This window comes from Pantoea hericii (assembly GCF_014155795.1).
Classification (GTDB): Bacteria; Pseudomonadota; Gammaproteobacteria; order Enterobacterales; family Enterobacteriaceae; genus Pantoea; species Pantoea eucalypti.
Window position 1 is genome coordinate 414,363 of record NZ_SCKV01000002.1, and the last position, 18,071, is coordinate 432,433.

General features: G+C 53.5%; 16 protein-coding genes. 8 read left to right on the forward strand and 8 right to left on the reverse strand.

The features are described 5' to 3' along the window. Nucleotides 1-126 precede the first annotated feature (126 nt). The 4 genes from pepT (at nt 127) to H7K52_RS05605 (ending at nt 3,061) form a co-directional block, all read left to right on the forward strand. Nucleotides 127-1,353, forward strand: coding sequence for a peptidase T (gene pepT, locus H7K52_RS05595; protein ID WP_182629810.1), 1,227 nt, complete (start codon nt 127-129; stop codon nt 1,351-1,353). A 293-nt stretch (nt 1,354-1,646) separates the two neighbouring features. Next, the gene (locus H7K52_RS19005) at nt 1,647-2,069 is read left to right on the forward strand and encodes a hypothetical protein (protein WP_310736375.1); all 423 of its coding nucleotides are present in this window, start codon (nt 1,647-1,649) and stop codon (nt 2,067-2,069) included. Then, nucleotides 2,066-2,338: a hypothetical protein gene (locus tag H7K52_RS19010; protein ID WP_310736376.1), complete on the forward strand. Its 273-nt coding sequence runs from the start codon at nt 2,066-2,068 to the stop codon at nt 2,336-2,338. The genes H7K52_RS19005 and H7K52_RS19010 overlap by 4 nt, the downstream gene beginning before the upstream one ends. Nucleotides 2,339-2,581: 243 nt before the next feature. After that, on the forward strand, nt 2,582-3,061 hold the full coding sequence (locus tag H7K52_RS05605; protein ID WP_182629811.1) for an Hcp family type VI secretion system effector: 480 nt from the start codon (nt 2,582-2,584) through the stop codon (nt 3,059-3,061). 79 nt (nt 3,062-3,140) lie between these two features. Here the strand turns inward: H7K52_RS05605 and H7K52_RS05610 are convergent, their stop codons facing one another. Beyond that, complete coding sequence (locus H7K52_RS05610) at nt 3,141-3,917, reverse strand: transporter substrate-binding domain-containing protein (protein ID WP_003853710.1); 777 nt, start codon at nt 3,915-3,917, stop codon at nt 3,141-3,143. A 60-nt stretch (nt 3,918-3,977) separates the two neighbouring features. Continuing rightward, nucleotides 3,978-5,144, reverse strand: a complete 1,167-nt coding sequence (locus tag H7K52_RS05615; protein ID WP_078804431.1) for a methionine aminotransferase — start codon at nt 5,142-5,144, stop codon at nt 3,978-3,980. A gap of 125 nt (nt 5,145-5,269) precedes the next feature. Between H7K52_RS05615 and H7K52_RS05620 the strand changes: the two genes are divergently transcribed. Further along, nucleotides 5,270-6,151 (forward strand): LysR family transcriptional regulator, encoded by an 882-nt coding sequence (locus H7K52_RS05620; RefSeq protein ID WP_039660196.1) that lies wholly within the window; start codon nt 5,270-5,272, stop codon nt 6,149-6,151. Here H7K52_RS05620 and H7K52_RS05625 read toward each other — a convergent pair. The 4 genes from H7K52_RS05625 to H7K52_RS05640 form a co-directional block, all read right to left on the reverse strand. Next, nucleotides 6,109-7,773, reverse strand: a complete 1,665-nt coding sequence (locus H7K52_RS05625) for a methyl-accepting chemotaxis protein (protein ID WP_008925235.1) — start codon at nt 7,771-7,773, stop codon at nt 6,109-6,111. The genes H7K52_RS05620 and H7K52_RS05625 overlap by 43 nt on opposite strands. A gap of 217 nt (nt 7,774-7,990) precedes the next feature. Beyond that, nucleotides 7,991-9,511, reverse strand: coding sequence for a carboxylesterase/lipase family protein (locus tag H7K52_RS05630; RefSeq protein ID WP_110411379.1), 1,521 nt, complete (start codon nt 9,509-9,511; stop codon nt 7,991-7,993). Between the two features lie 429 nt (nt 9,512-9,940). Next, complete coding sequence (gene hglS, locus H7K52_RS05635; protein WP_182629812.1) at nt 9,941-11,284, reverse strand: 2-oxoadipate dioxygenase/decarboxylase HglS; 1,344 nt, start codon at nt 11,282-11,284, stop codon at nt 9,941-9,943. A gap of 67 nt (nt 11,285-11,351) precedes the next feature. Next, nucleotides 11,352-12,686 (reverse strand): MFS transporter, encoded by a 1,335-nt coding sequence (locus H7K52_RS05640; RefSeq protein ID WP_003853721.1) that lies wholly within the window; start codon nt 12,684-12,686, stop codon nt 11,352-11,354. Between the two features lie 320 nt (nt 12,687-13,006). Here H7K52_RS05640 and H7K52_RS05645 point away from each other — a divergent pair, with 320 nt between their 5' ends. After that, nucleotides 13,007-13,927 carry a LysR substrate-binding domain-containing protein gene (locus H7K52_RS05645; RefSeq protein WP_003853723.1) on the forward strand — a complete coding sequence of 307 codons (921 nt, stop codon included), beginning with the start codon at nt 13,007-13,009 and terminating at the stop codon, nt 13,925-13,927. Here H7K52_RS05645 and smrA read toward each other — a convergent pair. Then, nucleotides 13,924-14,490 carry a DNA endonuclease SmrA gene (gene smrA, locus H7K52_RS05650; RefSeq protein ID WP_003853725.1) on the reverse strand — a complete coding sequence of 189 codons (567 nt, stop codon included), beginning with the start codon at nt 14,488-14,490 and terminating at the stop codon, nt 13,924-13,926. The genes H7K52_RS05645 and smrA overlap by 4 nt on opposite strands. 316 nt (nt 14,491-14,806) lie before the next feature. Here smrA and H7K52_RS05655 point away from each other — a divergent pair, with 316 nt between their 5' ends. Beyond that, entirely contained in the window at nt 14,807-15,559 is a 753-nt protein-coding gene (locus H7K52_RS05655; RefSeq protein ID WP_003853727.1) for an FNR family transcription factor, read from the forward strand. Nucleotides 15,560-15,676: 117 nt separating this feature from the next. Beyond that, nucleotides 15,677-16,633: a universal stress protein UspE gene (uspE, locus tag H7K52_RS05660; RefSeq protein WP_003853729.1), complete on the forward strand. Its 957-nt coding sequence runs from the start codon at nt 15,677-15,679 to the stop codon at nt 16,631-16,633. A gap of 48 nt (nt 16,634-16,681) precedes the next feature. On the opposite strand, the gene pntB is transcribed toward uspE, so the two are convergent. After that, complete coding sequence (gene pntB, locus H7K52_RS05665; RefSeq protein WP_003853732.1) at nt 16,682-18,070, reverse strand: Re/Si-specific NAD(P)(+) transhydrogenase subunit beta; 1,389 nt, start codon at nt 18,068-18,070, stop codon at nt 16,682-16,684. Nucleotide 18,071: the final 1 nt, after the last annotated feature.

Below are 18,071 nucleotides of genomic sequence, written 5' to 3' on the forward strand. Positions count from 1 at the left end.
ATCATCCTCGCTTTGTATTGACTTCCGGTGATCACAATATCTAAATGAATCATTCAGATGCTTCATTGATAGCACGATTCGGCACCATAGCGAACCCCGCCAGTGGCTGACTAATAAGGAATAGTGATGACAGACAAACTTGAGTCGCAACTCACCGAACGTTTTTTTCGTTACCTCGCCGTCAGCAGTCAGAGCGATGCTAAATCAACCTCCTTGCCCAGCACCCCGAGTCAGCACGCCATGGCAAAACTGCTGGCAGATGAGCTGCGCGATTTGGGTCTGGATGAGGTGGTGATTGATGAACATGCCACAGTGACGGCAGTAAAACGCGGTAACCGTCCTGATGCACCGCGCATCGGGTTTATTACACACATCGATACCGTTGATGTCGGTTTGTCGCCTGATATTCATCCGCAGATCCTCACCTGGCAGGGCGAAGATCTCTGTCTGAATGCAGAGCAGGATATCTGGCTGCGCCGCGATGAACATCCTGAGATCGCGCCCTATGTGGGTCAGCAGGTGATTTTCAGCGACGGGACCAGCGTGCTGGGCGCTGACAATAAAGCGGCGGTTGCTGTAGTGATGACGCTGATGGCCAATCTTAAAGGCGACCACGGCGATATCGTGGTGGCCTTTGTGCCGGACGAAGAGATTGGCCTGCGCGGGGCGAAAGCACTCGATCTGGAATCGCGGTTTAATGTCGATTTTGCCTGGACCATCGACTGCTGCGAACTGGGTGAAGTGGTATATGAAAACTTCAATGGTGCTGCTGCAGAGATTGTGTTTACCGGTGTGCCCTCACACCCGATGTCGGGCAAAGGCGTGCTGGTCAATCCGCTGCTGATGGCACATGACTATATCAGCCTGTTTGATCGCCAGCAGACGCCGGAGCACACCGAAGGTCGCGAAGGCTATATCTGGTTTAATGAGATTCAGGCCAACGCCAGCAAAGCCACGCTAAAGGCCTCCATTCGTGATTTTGACCTCACCAGCTTCGCCGCACGCAAGCAGCAGTTGCAGCAGGCAGCGGAAAAACTCGCAGCGCGTTATCCCACCGGCGACGTGAGCATCACGATCAGCGATATTTACAGCAATATCAGTAATGCACTGGGTGAGGATCGTCGGGCGATTGATTTGATCTTCAGTGCGTTTGCCGCACTGGAAATTGAGCCAAAAGTCATTCCGATGCGTGGCGGCACGGATGGGGCTGCGCTGTCAGCCAAAGGGTTGCTGACGCCGAACTTCTTTACCGGCGCACACAACTTCCACTCACGCTTCGAGTTTCTGCCGATTACGTCCTTTGTGAAATCCTATCAGGTGGCGGAAAAACTCTGTTATCTGGCGGCGGGTTAACAGTTTTATTAATGCTTATATGTGCAGGGCTGAAATGGAAAATTCAGCCCTGATTTTGATACAGCCAGTGAAACCTAATCAGCGAATTTTCCACATTAAACGCGCGTTTCATTAAGGCCAGAACCTGCGTTATTCCGTCACTATTATAACTTCACCTCCCAAAAGCACCCTCCTTTTATCCGGTTTATTTTGATCGCGCGCATTAATGAGCACTTAAGCGGATTTACATACATCTTAATGCTCTTTATCTTCAATGAAAATTTAAATGCGGGGATAATTTAAGGGGTTCAGTTATGCAACACACTGATGAAATAATTAATTATTTACTGGCGAACGAAATTTTAGCAAAAAAGTTAGATCGGGCATTTAATGGGGTTAGTGATGCATTATCACATCAGATTGAACACATAGGTTCAGGCGTGCAACGTGCGCTTTATTACACCTCGTGCTTCACGGAAAAATATCAGGAGGTTTGTCAGAAGCAAAAAGTTGAGGACGTAAGATTTGCAAAGGGAGTATATCAACTACTTAGCCATGGTAATGTTGTGATCGATATGCTTAAGATATATTTCGATGGATTATTCAGATTAAAGACAGATCGCCAGCTTGAATGGATAAAAAAATATCTCATGGCCATCAATATACACATTGCCGCCAGTCATCTCACCCAAAACGGTTTTCTTCCGCAGTTACGGCAGCAGTTGCAGTCGGCATGAAAGTGAACCTTGATATGAGCGCGCTAATTGGCCGAAGGGCTGGCAGTGCACTTACAATTGCTGGAATTTATGGAGTCATTCAGAAAGCAGCAGATTGCGCCAACCGGTTAAATTACACTTTACCGGCATATTATGCAGCACTCTATGAAAAAGAACTTGAAATGATGTATTTCCTGATTGACACGTTATTTGTTAACTCGGGAGCCCTCAAAAACACGTCCCCATCCGATAATGAAATTTCAAAAATAATCACGACTATGATTCGATAGCCAAATGATTAAAAATATTATATACCGGCTTTTTAAAAGAATATTCAAATCAATGATTGAGGTTTATGCCCCCCCATTTCTTATTCTTACTTTCGCAGTCATCTTCGTGCAGATTTTTCCAGAAGGTCCTTTATGGCCCATTGCAGTCTTTGCCTTAATTGTAATAATGGTTTTTCCACGAATATTCAAATAGCAATGCTAAACATCAGATAATGTCAGAAACCTCAATAAGGAAATAAAATTATGTCTGTACCCGCTCATCTATGGCTTGACGATGAAAACGGTTCACCCATCGTGGGGAGCTGCCAGATGCCACTCCGACTCGGTTCAATAGAGTTAAAGTCGTTCGCGCACCACATCACCATTCCTGTTGATCCCGCCTGGGGAAAACTAACCTGTACGCGTGTTCACAGCCCGATTACTATCGTCAAAGAGTTCGACCAGACAACGTCCGTTCTTTATCGCGCAATCTGTGAAGGACGAATACTTAAAAATGGCACAACAAAAATGTACAGAATTGTGGAGTCAGGCAGCGAGGTTGAATATTTCAATATTATGCTGGAAGGGATTAAGCTCACTACCGTTTCTCCCTATCTTGCCCCTAACGGACTAAGCAGCACGCACCTGGAAACACTGGAATTGCGATATCAGGCTATTACCTGGAAATATACGGACGGAAACATTATCTATCGGGATGAATGGAATAACTTTGCAAAGGCTTAAATCTAAGAACTGTTTGATAAAAATGAAGGCTGACATAATCAATCGGAGAGAATCGGGTGCAGAGTGCGCCCGATTCTGTTTATGGCTTCGCGCTCACATCAATGCCCGGGAAGTATTTTTCAGCCAGCTTTTTGATGGTGCCATCGCCCTGCACTTTGGCGATCGCCGCATCAAGAGACTGCTTCAGCTGGGCGTCATCTTTGCGCAGGCCGTAGCCGATGCCCGAGCCAAGAATCGCGTCATCTTCGACCGGCTTGCCGACAAAGCCAAAGCCTTTACCCTGGGGCTTATCAAGGAAACCGGACTGACCGGCAGCAGACATCACCAGCGTGCCATCAAGGCGGCCCGCGACCATATCGTTGTAAACCTGGTTCTGATCCTGATACGACGTGACCGTTACGCCCTGCGTCTCCCAGTGCTTCTTCGCATAGGTTTCCTGAATAGAGCCCTGCAACACGCCGATGTTTTTACCTTTGAGACTGTCGGCGGTCGGTGCCAGATTTTCACCGTTTTTCGCCACAAGCATGGTCGGAATACGGTAGATCGGCTGCGTAAACGCGATGCTTTTGGCGCGCGCTTCGGTGATATTCATCGCCGAGTTGATGGCATCAAATTTTTTCGCCTGCAGCGCCGGGATCAGCGCATCAAAGCTGCTCTCGACCCAGTGGCAGCTGAAATTGCCGGCCTTACAGATAGCGTTGCCCAGCTCAATATCAAAGCCTTCCAGCTCCCCTTTGGCATTGCGGCTTTCAAATGGCGGATATTGTGACTCTACGCCGTAACGTAAATCCTGTGCCAGTGCCTGTACCGATGTCATCATGCCCAGAGCAAGAAAAAGCGCGTTCAGTTTCTTCATTATTTACCCCGAAAAGTCCTGGTTACCTGTTCCCGATGCTGCCTCACGCGGTGGCGTGATTCAGTGAGAAAAAGCAGATAGCGCCGCTGCGCCAGCCTCTAGTGTCGCCTCGTCTTTCGCAAATGAGAGACGAATCAGTTTGTTGTCTGTGCCATCCATATAAAACGCCGACAGCGGTATGGTGGCCACACCGTGATCGACGATGAGACGTTTTACCATTTCACTGTCCGGCTCGTCACTGAAATGTCCATAGCTGGCGAGCATAAAGAACGAACCGGCACTCGGCAGCAGCTGGAACGGCGAATTTTGCATCAGGGTGATCAGGCGATCGCGTTTCTGCTCATAGAAGGCACTGAGCGACAGGTAGTTCTCCGGCCGCTGCAGGTAGTGTGCGAAACCCACCTGCATCGGCGTGTCGGCGGCGTACATCATAAACTGATGCACTTTCACCAGTTCGGTCATCAGCGCTGCCGGCGCCAGGCAGTAACCCACCCGCCAGCCCGTGACGTGGAAGGTTTTACCAAACGAGGAGACGATGACGCTGCGCGCCGCCAGTTCCGGGTGCGTTGCCATGCCACAGTGAGAGTGACCATCAAACACAATATGCTCATAGACTTCATCGGAGAGCACCACGATATCGGTATTGCGAATCAATGCTGCCAGCTGATTAAGGTCATCAGGCGTCAGTACCTGTGCGCTAGGGTTATGTGGCGTATTAATGATGATCATGCGGGTGCGCGGTGTGATCGCCGCCCGCAGCGCATCCCAGTCGATGGCAAATGACGGCACCTGCAACTTCAGGCCTATCGGCGTACCGCCCTGCAACCGTACCACCGGAGCATAGCTGTCAAATGCCGGTTCAAAGAAGATCACCTCATCGCCCTGATGCACCAGCGCGGTAATCGCCATATAAAGCCCCTGGCTGGCGCTGCCAGTGATCAGCACTTCACGGGCAGGATCATATTTCTGGCCATAAAGCGCCTCCACTTTACTGGCGAGCGCCTCGCGCAAGGCCGGCAGGCCCATCATGGCGGCATACTGATTATGACCCTCCAGCATCGCGCGACTGACAGAGTCGACCAGCGCCGGATCGCAGGGGAAGTTGGGCGCACCCTGCGACAGGTTGATCGCCTGATGCTGCGCCGAGAGCTGGCCAATCACGCTGAAAATAGTGGTGCCGACGTCCGGCAATTTTGAGTGGATAGCGACAGGCGTTTTCAGGGACATAGTCTCTCCGTCAGGGGGATAACCGATCAGATGCGGTAAAACGCTATTCAACGGGCTGCCACTTGAGTCGGCAAGCGAAATGTCGTCATAATAGCCATGACAAAAATGCATAGCTGAGGTTCACTGTGTCACGCTTATCGCTGCCGCTTAATGCCATTCACGCCTTTGTGGTGACCGCCCGTCATCTCAATCTGACCCATGCAGCCCGTGAGCTGTGTCTGACTCAGGGTGCCGTCAGTCGCAAGATCGCCGCACTGGAGCAGTGGCTGGGTGTCACACTGTTTGATCGCCACGCGCGCGGCCTGCGGCTCACGCCACAGGGCGCCGCGCTGCTACCCGAATTGCAGCAGGGTTTTGAACTGATGGTTAAGGCCAGCGAGAAGGTCCGCCGCAGTCAGGTCAGTATTCGCCTGAAAGCGCCGACCTGTGCGATGCGCTGGCTGGTCCCCAGGCTGATGGCGCTGGAACAACAGCGCCCTGAACTGCATGTGGCCCTGACGACAACGCTGGATCATGCTACGCAGCTTGAAAATTTTGATGCCGCGATTGTCTATGGCAAGCCGCATCCCGAAGGCGTCTGCCTGTTCTGTGAGTCACTGACACCGGTAATGGCAGCGAATCAGCCCTGCCCGGACTCTCCGGCGGCGCTGACTGCAATGACCTTTTTGCATCCCACCGCAGACACCCGTGACTGGCAGTGCTGGCTGAAAGCGCAGCAGGTCACACTCAGCATGAAGCGAAACCAGCATTTTGCCACGATGGATTTAGCGATCAGTGCAGCGATTCAGGGATTTGGCGTGGCGATTGCCGACAGCAATCTGGTGGAGAGTGATATCGCCAGCGGCAGGCTGATTAAGCCGTTCGCTGGCGAGGTTAAAACGGGCGCCGTTTACAGTCTACTGCAACGGCCTGCGCAGGATGCGCCACCGTTCCTGGCGGAACTGGTGGCGTGGCTTAGCCGGGATCAGAAGGTGACCCAGTCGCCATTATCAGCAGGTTTGGCCTGAGGCGCACTTAGCACCGGGGCTTTTGGCGCAGCCGGTTTATTGCCGGTGACAGGTGCGCTCTGGCGTTCACTGGAAAGACGGAACTTCGACACAGAGGCCTGCAGCGCTTCTGTCTGCAGCGCCAGCGCGCTTGCGGCGGCGGAAACCTCTTCAACCAGTGAGGCGTTTTGCTGCGTGACACTGTCCATTTCTGTGACTGCTGTTCCCACCTGAGAAATGCCTTTGCTCTGCTCTTCTGAGGCGGAGGCGATCTGTTTCATAATCGCATCCACATCCTGTACCGATTTCAGAATATTATTCATGGTGCCGCCGGTGGTGCTCACCAGCTCGGCGCCTTTACCCACACGCTGAACGGACTCTTCAATCAGAGTCGCGATCTCTTTGGCCGCATTGGCACTGCGCTGGGCAAGGTTACGTACTTCAGACGCCACTACAGCAAAACCCCGACCCTGTTCACCGGCACGAGCCGCTTCAACGGCGGCGTTCAGCGCCAGAATATTGGTCTGGAAAGCGATACCGTTAATCACGTTGGTGATCTCAGCAATTTTCTTCGAACTGCCTGAAATGCCATCCATGGTGCTGACCACTTCGCTGACCAGCTGGCCGCCTCGCTGTGCCGTCGTGGTGGCGGTTTCAGCCAGCAGGCTGGCCTGACGGGCGTTATCAGCGTTGAATTTCACCGTAGCAGTCAACTGCTCCATGCTGGCTGCAGTCTGCTCCAGCGCAGCGGCCTGCTCTTCAGTGCGTGATGAGAGATCATTGTTACCTGCAGAAATTTCTGCCGCCCCACGCGAGATATTCTCAGTACCGCTGCGAATGGCGCTAACCGCTTCACGCAGGCTATCCTGCATGGCGCTCAGCAGCGGAACCAGTTTACCCACACAGTTGCGACCGAATTCATTGACCGGCTGGCTGAGGTCACCCGTGGCAATCACGGCGAAATGGGTGCGAATGCTTTCCAGCGGACGAACCAGCATCGTTACCAGATAGCGGTCGGTAAACAGCAGAATAAACAGACCAATGATGACCGTGATGGTAATTATTGTTTTCGTCGTCGCGGTGAGGTGATCAACTTCAACGCGGGTGGTATCCAGCTTTTGAGCTGCACCCTGACTGAATTTCTCTGCGCTGACGCCAAACGCGCGGCTTAATGCCGGAGTGACGTTGTTCGCCTGCTGGCGATAAGCATCAGGTGTTGGCTGACGCGCCAGCTGAAATTGTGGCGTTACGCCTTCATCCAGCAGCTTCTGCCAGCTCTGAATCACACCATCCACGACTTCCGGGTTCATCGGACCGGGGGCGAGCTGTTTGAAGCGTGCCAGTTGCTGGGTCATACCATCCAGCGCCTGTTGCACCGGCGCGTACGATTCGTCGGTCAGGGTTTTACCTGCCGCTTTGCTTTCCATCACACGGGACAAGCGCGTGACAACACGAAAATATTGATCGTTTCCTTTGCTCAGCACCGTCATTTGCTCAACCAGATGACGGTCAACCTCGTTGCCTTCGCTGAGCGCGCCAAGAGAGTGGATGCTATACAGCCCGACGCCGGTCCACAGTAAGCAAAACAGCCCCAGAATCGTGAGCATCACTGCGCGAATGGTAAAATTTTTGAGCATTCCCATACCAAAATCCTATACACGTTGACCCGCAAGCGTCGGGCATAGGAGGTTTATCGGCACAGGAAGGTGAAAATGTAACTGTTTTGTTACCTATTATTTTACAGCGTCAAATAGGATTTAACGCTGTAAAATTCTTAAATTTTAATACCTTACAGTTAATTAAGCAGATTAATTTCATTTGAAAAATTTAATGATTAGCAGGCTAATCTTAATGGCACACCTACAGCCTGACCAGATGCGTCATTAATAATCTGAAGAGACGCATTCGGGCGCGCATAAAGTTTCGCTTCAGAACCAATCCGCTTTTATGCTCCTGACCAAGTGACATTGTCACATCCTGCCCCGGATGCCAGGCGGGCCAGGCGACCTCGCCTTCAAGCTGGTGCTTATATTCTGTGGCATCTCGGGCGAAGGTAAACCAGTAGTCACTGACCTGCTCAGCAAAGGCCCGATCGGTATCACTGAACGGACGATTTTCGTTGGGATCGGGCATCTGGCTCAAAGTATTCAATACATAGGGCACTTCATTACCGTGCCAGGTACCGTGTGGATAGAGATCGTACGCATGCTCTGAAACATAATCAAACCAGTAGCGCCAGCCCGGCATGCCAGCATTGTGCTGCGCCCGCATCACCAGCCATGGCACCAGCGTGAAAGCCATATCGCGTGCCACGGCGCGTCCCAGTAGCTGATCGTCATGGATGTCATACATCCATTTAAGCGTACGGTAAGTGAGTCGATTTTTGTCGCGTAACTGCTGCAGCACTGCAGTAGCATCAACACCAAAATATTCCAGAACGCTGGCTTCATCGCTGTTACTGCCGGCCATCAGCGGCAGACGGTGCTGTTTTGCCGCCATAAAGGTTTTCAACATGGGCTCAGGCAAAACGGCATCACCGGCAATGGGTACCGGCGGAATCGCCAGTGGGCCGTCCAGCGACCAGAAGGCGTCAGCGGGCAGTGCGCGCAACGCCTCTGCGCTGACATCGGCTGGCAGTCCAAAATGGCGGGCTACAGCGACGCCCTGCTGACGCGCTTTTTTCAGCGGCGTGTCCGGCAGGCTATAGGCGCTCTGTACGATGCCTTTGTGAAACAGCCCTTCGGCAAGCGGTGAACAGCAGAGTGACAGCACACTGCGCGCACCAGAGGATTCACCGAAAAGCGTCACATTGCGGCGGTCACCGCCGAATGCAGGAATGTTGCGCTGCACCCACTGCAGTGCGGCAATCTGGTCAAGCAGACCAAAGTTGTTTACCGTGCCCGCGGCAGGATACTCAGCGTCCAGGGCCGGGTGTGAGAAGAAGCCGAGATGACCCAGCCGGTAGTTAAGGGTGACCACCACTGCGCCCCGGGACGCCAGCGGCTTGCCGCTGTACGGCGCCAGGCCGCCCGCACCAATGGTGTAGCCTCCTCCGTGCAGCCACACCATCACCGGCAGCGGCGTTGACGGTTCGACATCGGGTGTCCAGACATTCAGGTAGAGACAATCTTCACTAAACTCACCGGGATCGCCGCCGCCCACAGCCTGGCAATACGTGCGATTTTGCCAGGCGGATGACCCGAACGCCGTGGCATCGCGCACATGCTGCCACGGCATCACTGGCTGAGGCGGGCGCCAGCGTAGTGCGCCCTGCGGTGCCGCCGCATAAGGTATGCCTTTAAATACGAAAAGGTCATCATCCATGCCTCCACGTAACTCTCCCTCAGCAGTCATGATCCTCAGACCCGTTTCGTTTTTCATTCCTGTTTCCCTGTCTAAACGTTCCTCCATTATTTGCAGGCACGCCAGTATTGTCCAGGTACGGAGGGGATTTGCAGAATATGCCGAAGCGAGAGATGCAGGGGCTAGCATGCCCATCAACAGGTTCAGAGCGTCAGTGATGACCAGGGATTAACGTTGTTTACGTTTCGCCAGCACGTGAATGCGTTGTCAGCGCCGACGATATCCACATTTCTCACGCATCCCACGCGTTTTTACTGCAAATAATTAGTCAGTTTTCTAACACATCAGGATACTCACGCCGCTAAATTTTCGCTGGATGGTGAAGCGTCTTTTTTTCCAGGTGAACTGAACAGTCCTGATCGATTACCTTCCATCAGGACCATCCGCTTAACAGGGCTGTGGTGAAGAGAGCAACGCGGGCAACGTAGACGTTGCCCGTAGACACTGTCAGGCCTCGCGCAGGCCGCACTGCGCCAGTGAGCGCTGCTGGCGCTCTTCATATAACGCCATTTCATCCAGCACAGGGGTACCCAATGCGGCTTCAAACGCCTGCCGGCTCGCCTGTCCCGCCGAACGAACCTGCGCCCGATCGCCAAGGTTAGACTGAAAAATGCCTGCCGCGCTCACGGGAAGAAAATCCTCATAGGTGATGGGGTCAGCCAGTACACGCCCTTCTTTGATAAGGGTCTCCAGCGATTCCCCCTGGGCAGGCGGCGTAGCAATACCCTTTTCGCTCAGGCGATAATGAAACCACGCCAGTCCCTGCTGGCGCAGCGTGGTTTCGTCGTCCGGGAAATCGCGGAAAATCGTCGACAGATGTTGCTGGTGTTGCTGATTATCCTGACCGCTGCCCGCCTCGCTCAGTAATCGATCGTAGAGTGCGCGTCCTGCGGGCGTCAGCGCTGCCCCGCGCTGCTCAATTTCTCCGAAGCGCGCCGTATGCGTTCCCTGATGACCTTCTTTAAAGATGATCGGCTCTTCCAGCGCTTTAAAGCTGGTTTGACGTAACAGGATGGGGACCAGACGACGAGGCGGTCCCTCGATCAGGGTTTTCGGATCGATACCGCGCGACGGCATCAGTTGCTGGACACGGTCGATATCCAGTGTGCGCGGCGTAAGATGGTTGATGTGACAACCGGGAAAGCAGACTACATCCGCAATCAGCCGGTGCTGCTGGTTCAGCGCCTGATAGGTCTGGCTGTCTACACTGCTGTGAGCATGCCAGCGGAAGGTTTCCAGCGCTTCAGTCACAAATTCACCGGCCTGCTCCTCCGTTAATCCGCCCTGCTGCTGATGCAGTTGCAGCAACGCCCGGCAACGGGGAGTGAAAATGTTGCGCGCAGAGAGAATCTCCGCCGCTTTTTCGCGCAGCGCCGCATCGTCGATCAGTTCAGGGCGTAACAGCGAGGTAAAGACCCGGAAGGGGTTGCGCCGCAGTGCCGCATCGGTTACTGGCCGGAACGCGGTGGAGTGCACCGGCACCCCTGCCTGAGAGAGATCGTAATAGCCAACCGGATGCATTCCCATCACTGCAAACAGCTGTCGCAGTGTGGCGAGTTCGTCTGCGGTGCCGACACGGATCGCGCCATGGCGTTCAACATTAAGTCGGCCTATTTCATCAGCAGCCGTAAGGCGATCTTTCAGCGCACTATCCGCTTCCAGTACGCGTTCATTAACGGTAGCGACCAACTGCATCAGCGTGCCATATTGCGGCACTTCCTGCTGATACATGGCTGACATTGCCTGAGAGAAACGGGTGCGGATGAGGTCCGCACTGATAAAGTTGTCCATCTTATCCACCTGACACCATGATCGTTGCTGCTAATGTAATGCAACGCGCTGGCGCCAGTGGAAAAAATCACGAATCTGTGATCGGCTTAAAGCCATAGCGGTTTTTTAACAGCAGCATCAGGGTAGTGATCACAGCCGGTATTGCCAGCAGCAGAAAGATAACGCTGAAAGACCAGCCGAGTGACATCATCTCTGCACCGACGAAAGCGCTTAAAATCGCACCAATGCGGCCCACACCATGCATCCAGCTGGAGCCAGTGGCGCGTGCGTGCGTGGGATAGTAGCTGGCGGATAAGGCATTCATGCCGGTGTTAGCGCCGTTGAAACAGAAGCCACTGCAAAAAGCGATTGCGCTCATCATGCCCACTTCGGCTGGCGAAAAGCCAAGGGCCACGATAAACAGCCCGCCACAGCCGTAAATCGCTGCCAGCGCCAGATTGGCATTAAAGCGATCCATCATCCAGCCTGCAAACAACGATCCCAGCGTCCCGCCAGCCTGATACATCGCGGTGATAATCGCCGCTTCGGTGACAGACATGCCCAGCGTGTTGACCAGTGATGGCAGCCAGCTGCCAATCAGGTAGACCATGAAAAGTCCCATAAAATAGCCACCCCACAGCATCGTGCTGCCAAACAGATAGCGGCGTGACAGGACGGTGCCGATCGCACCACCCGCCGGCACGCTGACTTCCGGCGCGTGAAACGCACAGTCTGGTCGGGTTTTGCCCGGCATCATCCGATCAAGGATGGCGTGAATGCGGGCAGCCGGTGCACCACGACTGATGAGGAATCGCACGGATTCCGGCAGGCCACGAATCAGTAATGGCAGCACCAGCAGCGGCAGTATGCCGCCCAGTAGCAGCACGGAGTGCCAGTTATAGCGCGGGAGCAGCCATGAAGCGGCAAATCCCCCGCTGGCCGCGCCAAAGGTGAAGCCGCAGAACACAACGGTGATAAGAAATGCCCGCCGCCGTTCAGGCGCATACTCCGCCACCAGCGTACCGACGTTGGGCATTGCGGCACCCAGCCCCAGCCCGGTCAGGAAGCGGAACAGCATCATCTGTTCAATGTTTTGTGACAGCGCGGTTGCCAGCGTCCAGAGACCAAAAAAGAAAACGCTTAAGATAATCATCATGCGACGGCCATAACGGTCAGCCAGCGGCCCCGCCACCATCGCACCCAGCGCCAGACCGATTAAGGCGGCGCTGATGACAACGCCGAGCTGATGATTTGTTACGCCCCACGCGGCTTTAAGCGTCGGCGCAATAAAACCCATAATCGCAATGTCCATGCCATCGAGTGCTACCACGATAAAGCAGAGAGCAATGAGCCGCTTTTGCCAGGGGCTCAGTTGCTGCTGGTTGATAAGCTGGCGGACATCTACCGCCTCGATGCTGGTCAATGAACACTCCCTGAGTAAAGAAATCTGGCATCAGTTTAAGTAAAAAAAACGGCGTTTATGATAGCCGATCGTTAACCTTAAGCGGTCAGATTTTTGTTTGATAGTGAGAATCATTCATATTCATGCAATTAAGTCGTTGATTTCTCTTTAACCAGAGAATGAACGCATCACAACCGCTTTAAGATGAATCCTTGAAAATCATGGTCTTAAACAGCGAAGCGGTCATTCCCGTGCTTTTGTTAAAAAAAATTTGCAGCAAAGTTAACAGAATTCATTATTAACAGTTGCCTCACGCCCTTCATTCTCATTAAGTTTAGGATATGGAAAAAAATATCCTTTTCAATCAGCGCATTCGCTTGCGCCACTTACACACCTTTGTTGCGGTTGCGCAGCAAGGTACGCTGGGCCGGGCGGCTGAGACGCTTAGCCTGAGTCAGCCTGCCCTGTCTAAAACCCTGAATGAGCTGGAGGAACTGACCGGCGTTCGTCTGTTTGAACGTGGCCGTCTGGGCGCGCAACTGACCACCATGGGGGAACAATTTCTGACGCATGCCGTGCGTGTGCTCGACGCGCTCAATCATGCCGGTCAAAGTTTTAATGAGCAGCCAGGCGATGCGCCGGTGATTATCCGGCTGGGTGCGCTGACCACCGCCGCAATGGGGATGCTGCCACGCATTCTTGATCGTTTTCATCAGTTACAACCCAATACCACTATCCAGGTGGCAACGCTGCACAACAATGTGCTGCTGGCGGGATTACGCGGCGGTGAGTTTGATATCGGCATTGGACGGATGGCGGACAGCGACATGATGACCGGTCTGACCTATGAGCTGCTTTTTCTGGAGTCGCTTAAGCTGGTGGTAAGGCCGGAACACCCGCTTTTAAGTGACAACGTCACGCTGTCACGGGCAATGCAGTGGCCGGTGGTGATTTCGCCCGAAGGCACTGCACCGCGCCGGATTGCACAACAGATGCTGGATGAACAGGGATGTACGTTGCCACCTCACTGCATCGAGACCTCATCGACCTCACTGGCACGCCAGCTGGCTCTCCGCTACGACTATATCTGGTTCGTTCCTTCCGGCGCGATTAAAGAGGATCTCAGCCACAACGCGGTCTGTGCGCTGCCGATCAACTCATCCGGCCCGGGCGAGCCAGTGGGCATCATTACGCGTACCGGCGCAGAGCTCAGCCTGAGTGCCGAAGTGCTGATGTCTACCATTCGTAAATTTCACAGCTAGCGGCTGCGTTTCGCATGTCGCTCGCGGTTTTCAAGGCGCGCTTTATCGGTTTTACGTAAACCCACGTAGAGCGCACCGCCTCCGCCATGGCGGGTCTGTGCCACGCAAAAAGTCTGTACGTCGTCAAACTGCTGTAACCAGCGCGCGAGATAGCTTCGTACGATATTGGCATGTGACTCGTTATCACGTCCTTTGCCGTGAATGATCAGCAAATTTCGTAATCCCTGTTTGTGTGCCTGCATCATAAAATTGAACAGCGCCTGACGGCAGGTTTCCACCGGTTGCCGTAACAGGTTGAGACTGGCATCCAGCTTGTATTCACCCCGACGGAGTTTATCCAGAATACCCTGCTGGATGCCGTCGGCTTTATATTCCAGCTGCGTATTAAGTGGGATAATCTCCAGGTCACCCCGGGTCAGGAAATTCTCCAGCTCAGATTCGCCCGGCGGTTTGCGTGGTGCTTTGGTTGAAGGGGCTTTCAGCCACAGGGTCGTGGTGGTGTCTTTCAATGGCGTGACATCGCCCATGGCATCCCGAAAAAGATCGTTATCATCAAGGTTCATGGTTTTCTCACACCGGGTTAAATTGATCGAATGTGTCAGACAGGCTTTAACAGTTAGCGTAGCAAAACCTGGAATTACCGGACCACCCGCCTTTTCCCACCCTAACGGGCCGTAGAGAATCGTGCAACAGATCACATAAGCGGAAAGTTATCGTGACAGCGGTCTCTACCCGGGTACTGAAAAGCCCGTCACAGCGGCCTTTGACGCCGTATAACTCATCCATAATGTTTGTGGGTGTAAAACTGCTCGGATGAGTTCCCTTCAGCACAAAAAATGTTAAAATTGACCCCAGTCACTTATCGTCGAGCAAACCATTATGATCCCTGAAAAACGCAGCATACGTCGTATTCAGTCGGGCGGTTGTGCCATTCACTGCCAGGATTGCAGCATCAGTCAGCTCTGCATCCCCTTCACGTTAAATGAACATGAGCTGGATCAGCTCGACAATATCATTGAGCGTAAAAAACCGATTCAGAAAGGGCAAACCCTTTTTAAAGCGGGAGACGAACTCAGGTCTCTGTATGCCATTCGTTCCGGCAGTATTAAAAGCTATACCATTACCGAACAGGGTGATGAGCAAATTACCGGTTTCCATCTGGCGGGTGATTTAGTTGGCTTTGATGCCATTTTAAATGCCAGCCATCCCAGCTTTGCGCAGGCGCTGGAAACGGCCATGGTGTGTGAAATTCCTTTTGAAACGCTGGATGACCTGTCAGGTAAAATGCCGGCACTGCGTCAGCAGATGATGCGTTTAATGAGCGGTGAGATTAAAGGCGACCAGGATATGATTCTGCTGTTGTCGAAGAAAAATGCTGAGGAGCGACTGGCGGCGTTTATCTGGAACCTCTCACGCCGTTTCGGCCAGCGCGGCTTTTCACAGCGTGAATTTCGCCTCACCATGACGCGCGGTGACATTGGTAATTACCTGGGCCTGACGGTTGAAACCATCAGTCGCCTGCTGGGCCGTTTTCAGAAGTCGGGTATGCTGGCGGTAAAAGGCAAATACATCACGATTGAAAACCACGCCTTGCTGGAAGAGTTAGCGGGCCAGAGTCACCAGGCCGCCTGATTAATAGCCGGATCAATAAATCTTATTTTATTGATCCGGCAATAACTTTTTCACTTCTTCCGCTGTACAACATAGGCTATCTTTACTCCAGTCGCTCTGGTTTAAGGAGAACGCCTCATGTCCCAGTACCAAAATATTCTGGTCGCCATTGATGCCCAGCAAGACGATCAGCCCGCGCTGCGACGTGCGGTCTATCTGAATCAACGTATCGGCGGAAGAATTAAAGCCTTCCTGCCTATCTATGATTTTTCATATGAAATGACCACCCTGCTTTCGCCGGATGAGCGCGCGTCTATGCGCCAGGGTGTCATCAGCCAGCGTACCGAATGGATCCGCGAGCAGGCCCGCGCTTATCTTGATGCCGGTGTCGACATTGATATCAAAGTGATCTGGCATAACCGCCCCTTTGAGGCCATCATTCAGGAAGTGCTTGCTCATCAGCATGATCTGGTGCTGAAAATGGCGCATCAGCATGACCGCCTGGAGTCCGTGATTTTCACCCCGACCGACTGGCATCTGCTGCGTAAATGCCCGTGCCCGGTCTGGATGGTCAAAGATCAGCCGTGGCCGGAAGGCGGTAAAGCCATTGTCGCCGTCAATCTTGCCAGCGAAGAGCCGCATCACGATGGCCTGAATCAGAAGCTGATTCGTGAAACGATGAAGCTGGCGGAAAAGGTGAATCAGACCGAAGTCCACCTTGTCGGTGCCTACCCGATTACCCCAATCAATATTGCTATCGAACTGCCCGATTTTGATCCCAGCGTCTACAACGATGCTATCCGGGGTCAGCATCTGGTGGCCATGAAAGCGCTGCGCCAGAAATTCTCAATTGGTGAAGAGTTCACCCACGTGGCTAAAGGCTTGCCGGAAGAGGTTATCCCCGATCTGGCCGCGCATCTCGGTGCCGGTGTGGTCGTGCTGGGCACCATCGGAAGGACCGGACTATCAGCGGCGTTCCTGGGCAATACGGCCGAACAGGTGATCGATCATCTGCGTTGCGATCTGCTGGCGCTTAAGCCTGACGATTTCAAGTCGCCGATTGATCTGGATGATGAAGAGGACGAGGAGGATTAACGCCTCCTCGTAAAGAAAATGGGCGGCTGATTTGCCGCCCTTTTTTTATTACAGCGCTTTGAGAATTGCTTCCACGCTGGCTTTGGCATCGCCAAACAGCATCTGACTGTTCTCCTTAAAGAACAGCGGATTCTGAACCCCGGCATAGCCTGTGTTCATTGAACGTTTGAACACCACCACGTTGTGCGCCTTCCACACTTCCAGCACCGGCATTCCCGCAATCGGGCTGCGGGGATCATCCTGCGCTGCCGGGTTGACGGTATCGTTAGCACCAATCACCAGCACCGTGTCGGTGTCGCTGAAGTCATCGTTGATTTCGTCCATCTCCAGCACCACGTCATAAGGCACTTTGGCCTCAGCCAGCAGCACGTTCATGTGTCCCGGCAAACGCCCCGCGACCGGATGAATGCCGAAGCGCACTTTGATGCCAAGCGCGCGCAGACGTGCCGTGATTTCCGCTACCGGATACTGCGCCTGCGCCACGGCCATGCCGTAGCCCGGGGTAATAATCACCGAGCGGGAGGCTTTAAGCATCTCTGCGGTCTCTTCAGCGGTAATTTCACGATGCTCTCCCGCTTCCTGCGTTTCGTCACCACTACTGACTTCAGTACCGAATCCACCCGCGATCACGCTGATGAACGAACGGTTCATCGCTTTACACATGATATAGGAGAGAATCGCACCGGACGAACCCACCAGTGCACCGGTCACAATCAGCAGATCGTTGCTGAGCATGAAACCGGCGGCGGCGGCGGCCCAGCCTGAATAGGAGTTCAGCATCGATACCACGACCGGCATATCGGCACCGCCAATCGACGCGACCAGATGCCAGCCAAACGCCAGTGCAATCACCGTCATCAGCAGCAACGCAAAGACCTGCGCAGCGGTGCTGCTGGTGTTAACAAACCACAGCAGCAACAGGAACGAGACCAGCAGCGCCAGCAGATTGAGCTTGTGACGATGCGGTAACGCCAGCGGTTTTGAGGAGATTTTGCCGCACAGCTTGCCAAACGCCACCAGCGAGCCGGTGAAGGTGACGGCACCGATAAAAATACCGATAAACACTTCACTGAGATGGATATTTTCCATCACTGCTGGCAGGCCAGGTGCATGGTCGATATAGCTGTTTATGCCGACCAGTACCGCGGCCAGGCCAACAAAGCTGTGCAGAATCGCGACCAGTTCCGGCATTTCGGTCATTTCGACTTTCTTTGCCATGCGGATACCAATAGCGCCGCCAATCACCATCGCCAGCAGGATCCAGACCACGTTACCGCTGTCCGGACCAAAGATGGTGGCGACCAGCGCAATCGCCATACCGCTGATACCGAAAATATTACCCCGCTTAGACGTCTCGTGACGCGAAAGACCGGCAAGGCTACAGATGAAGAGAATCGCAGCAACAATATAGGCTGCAGTGACTAATCCGCCAGACATG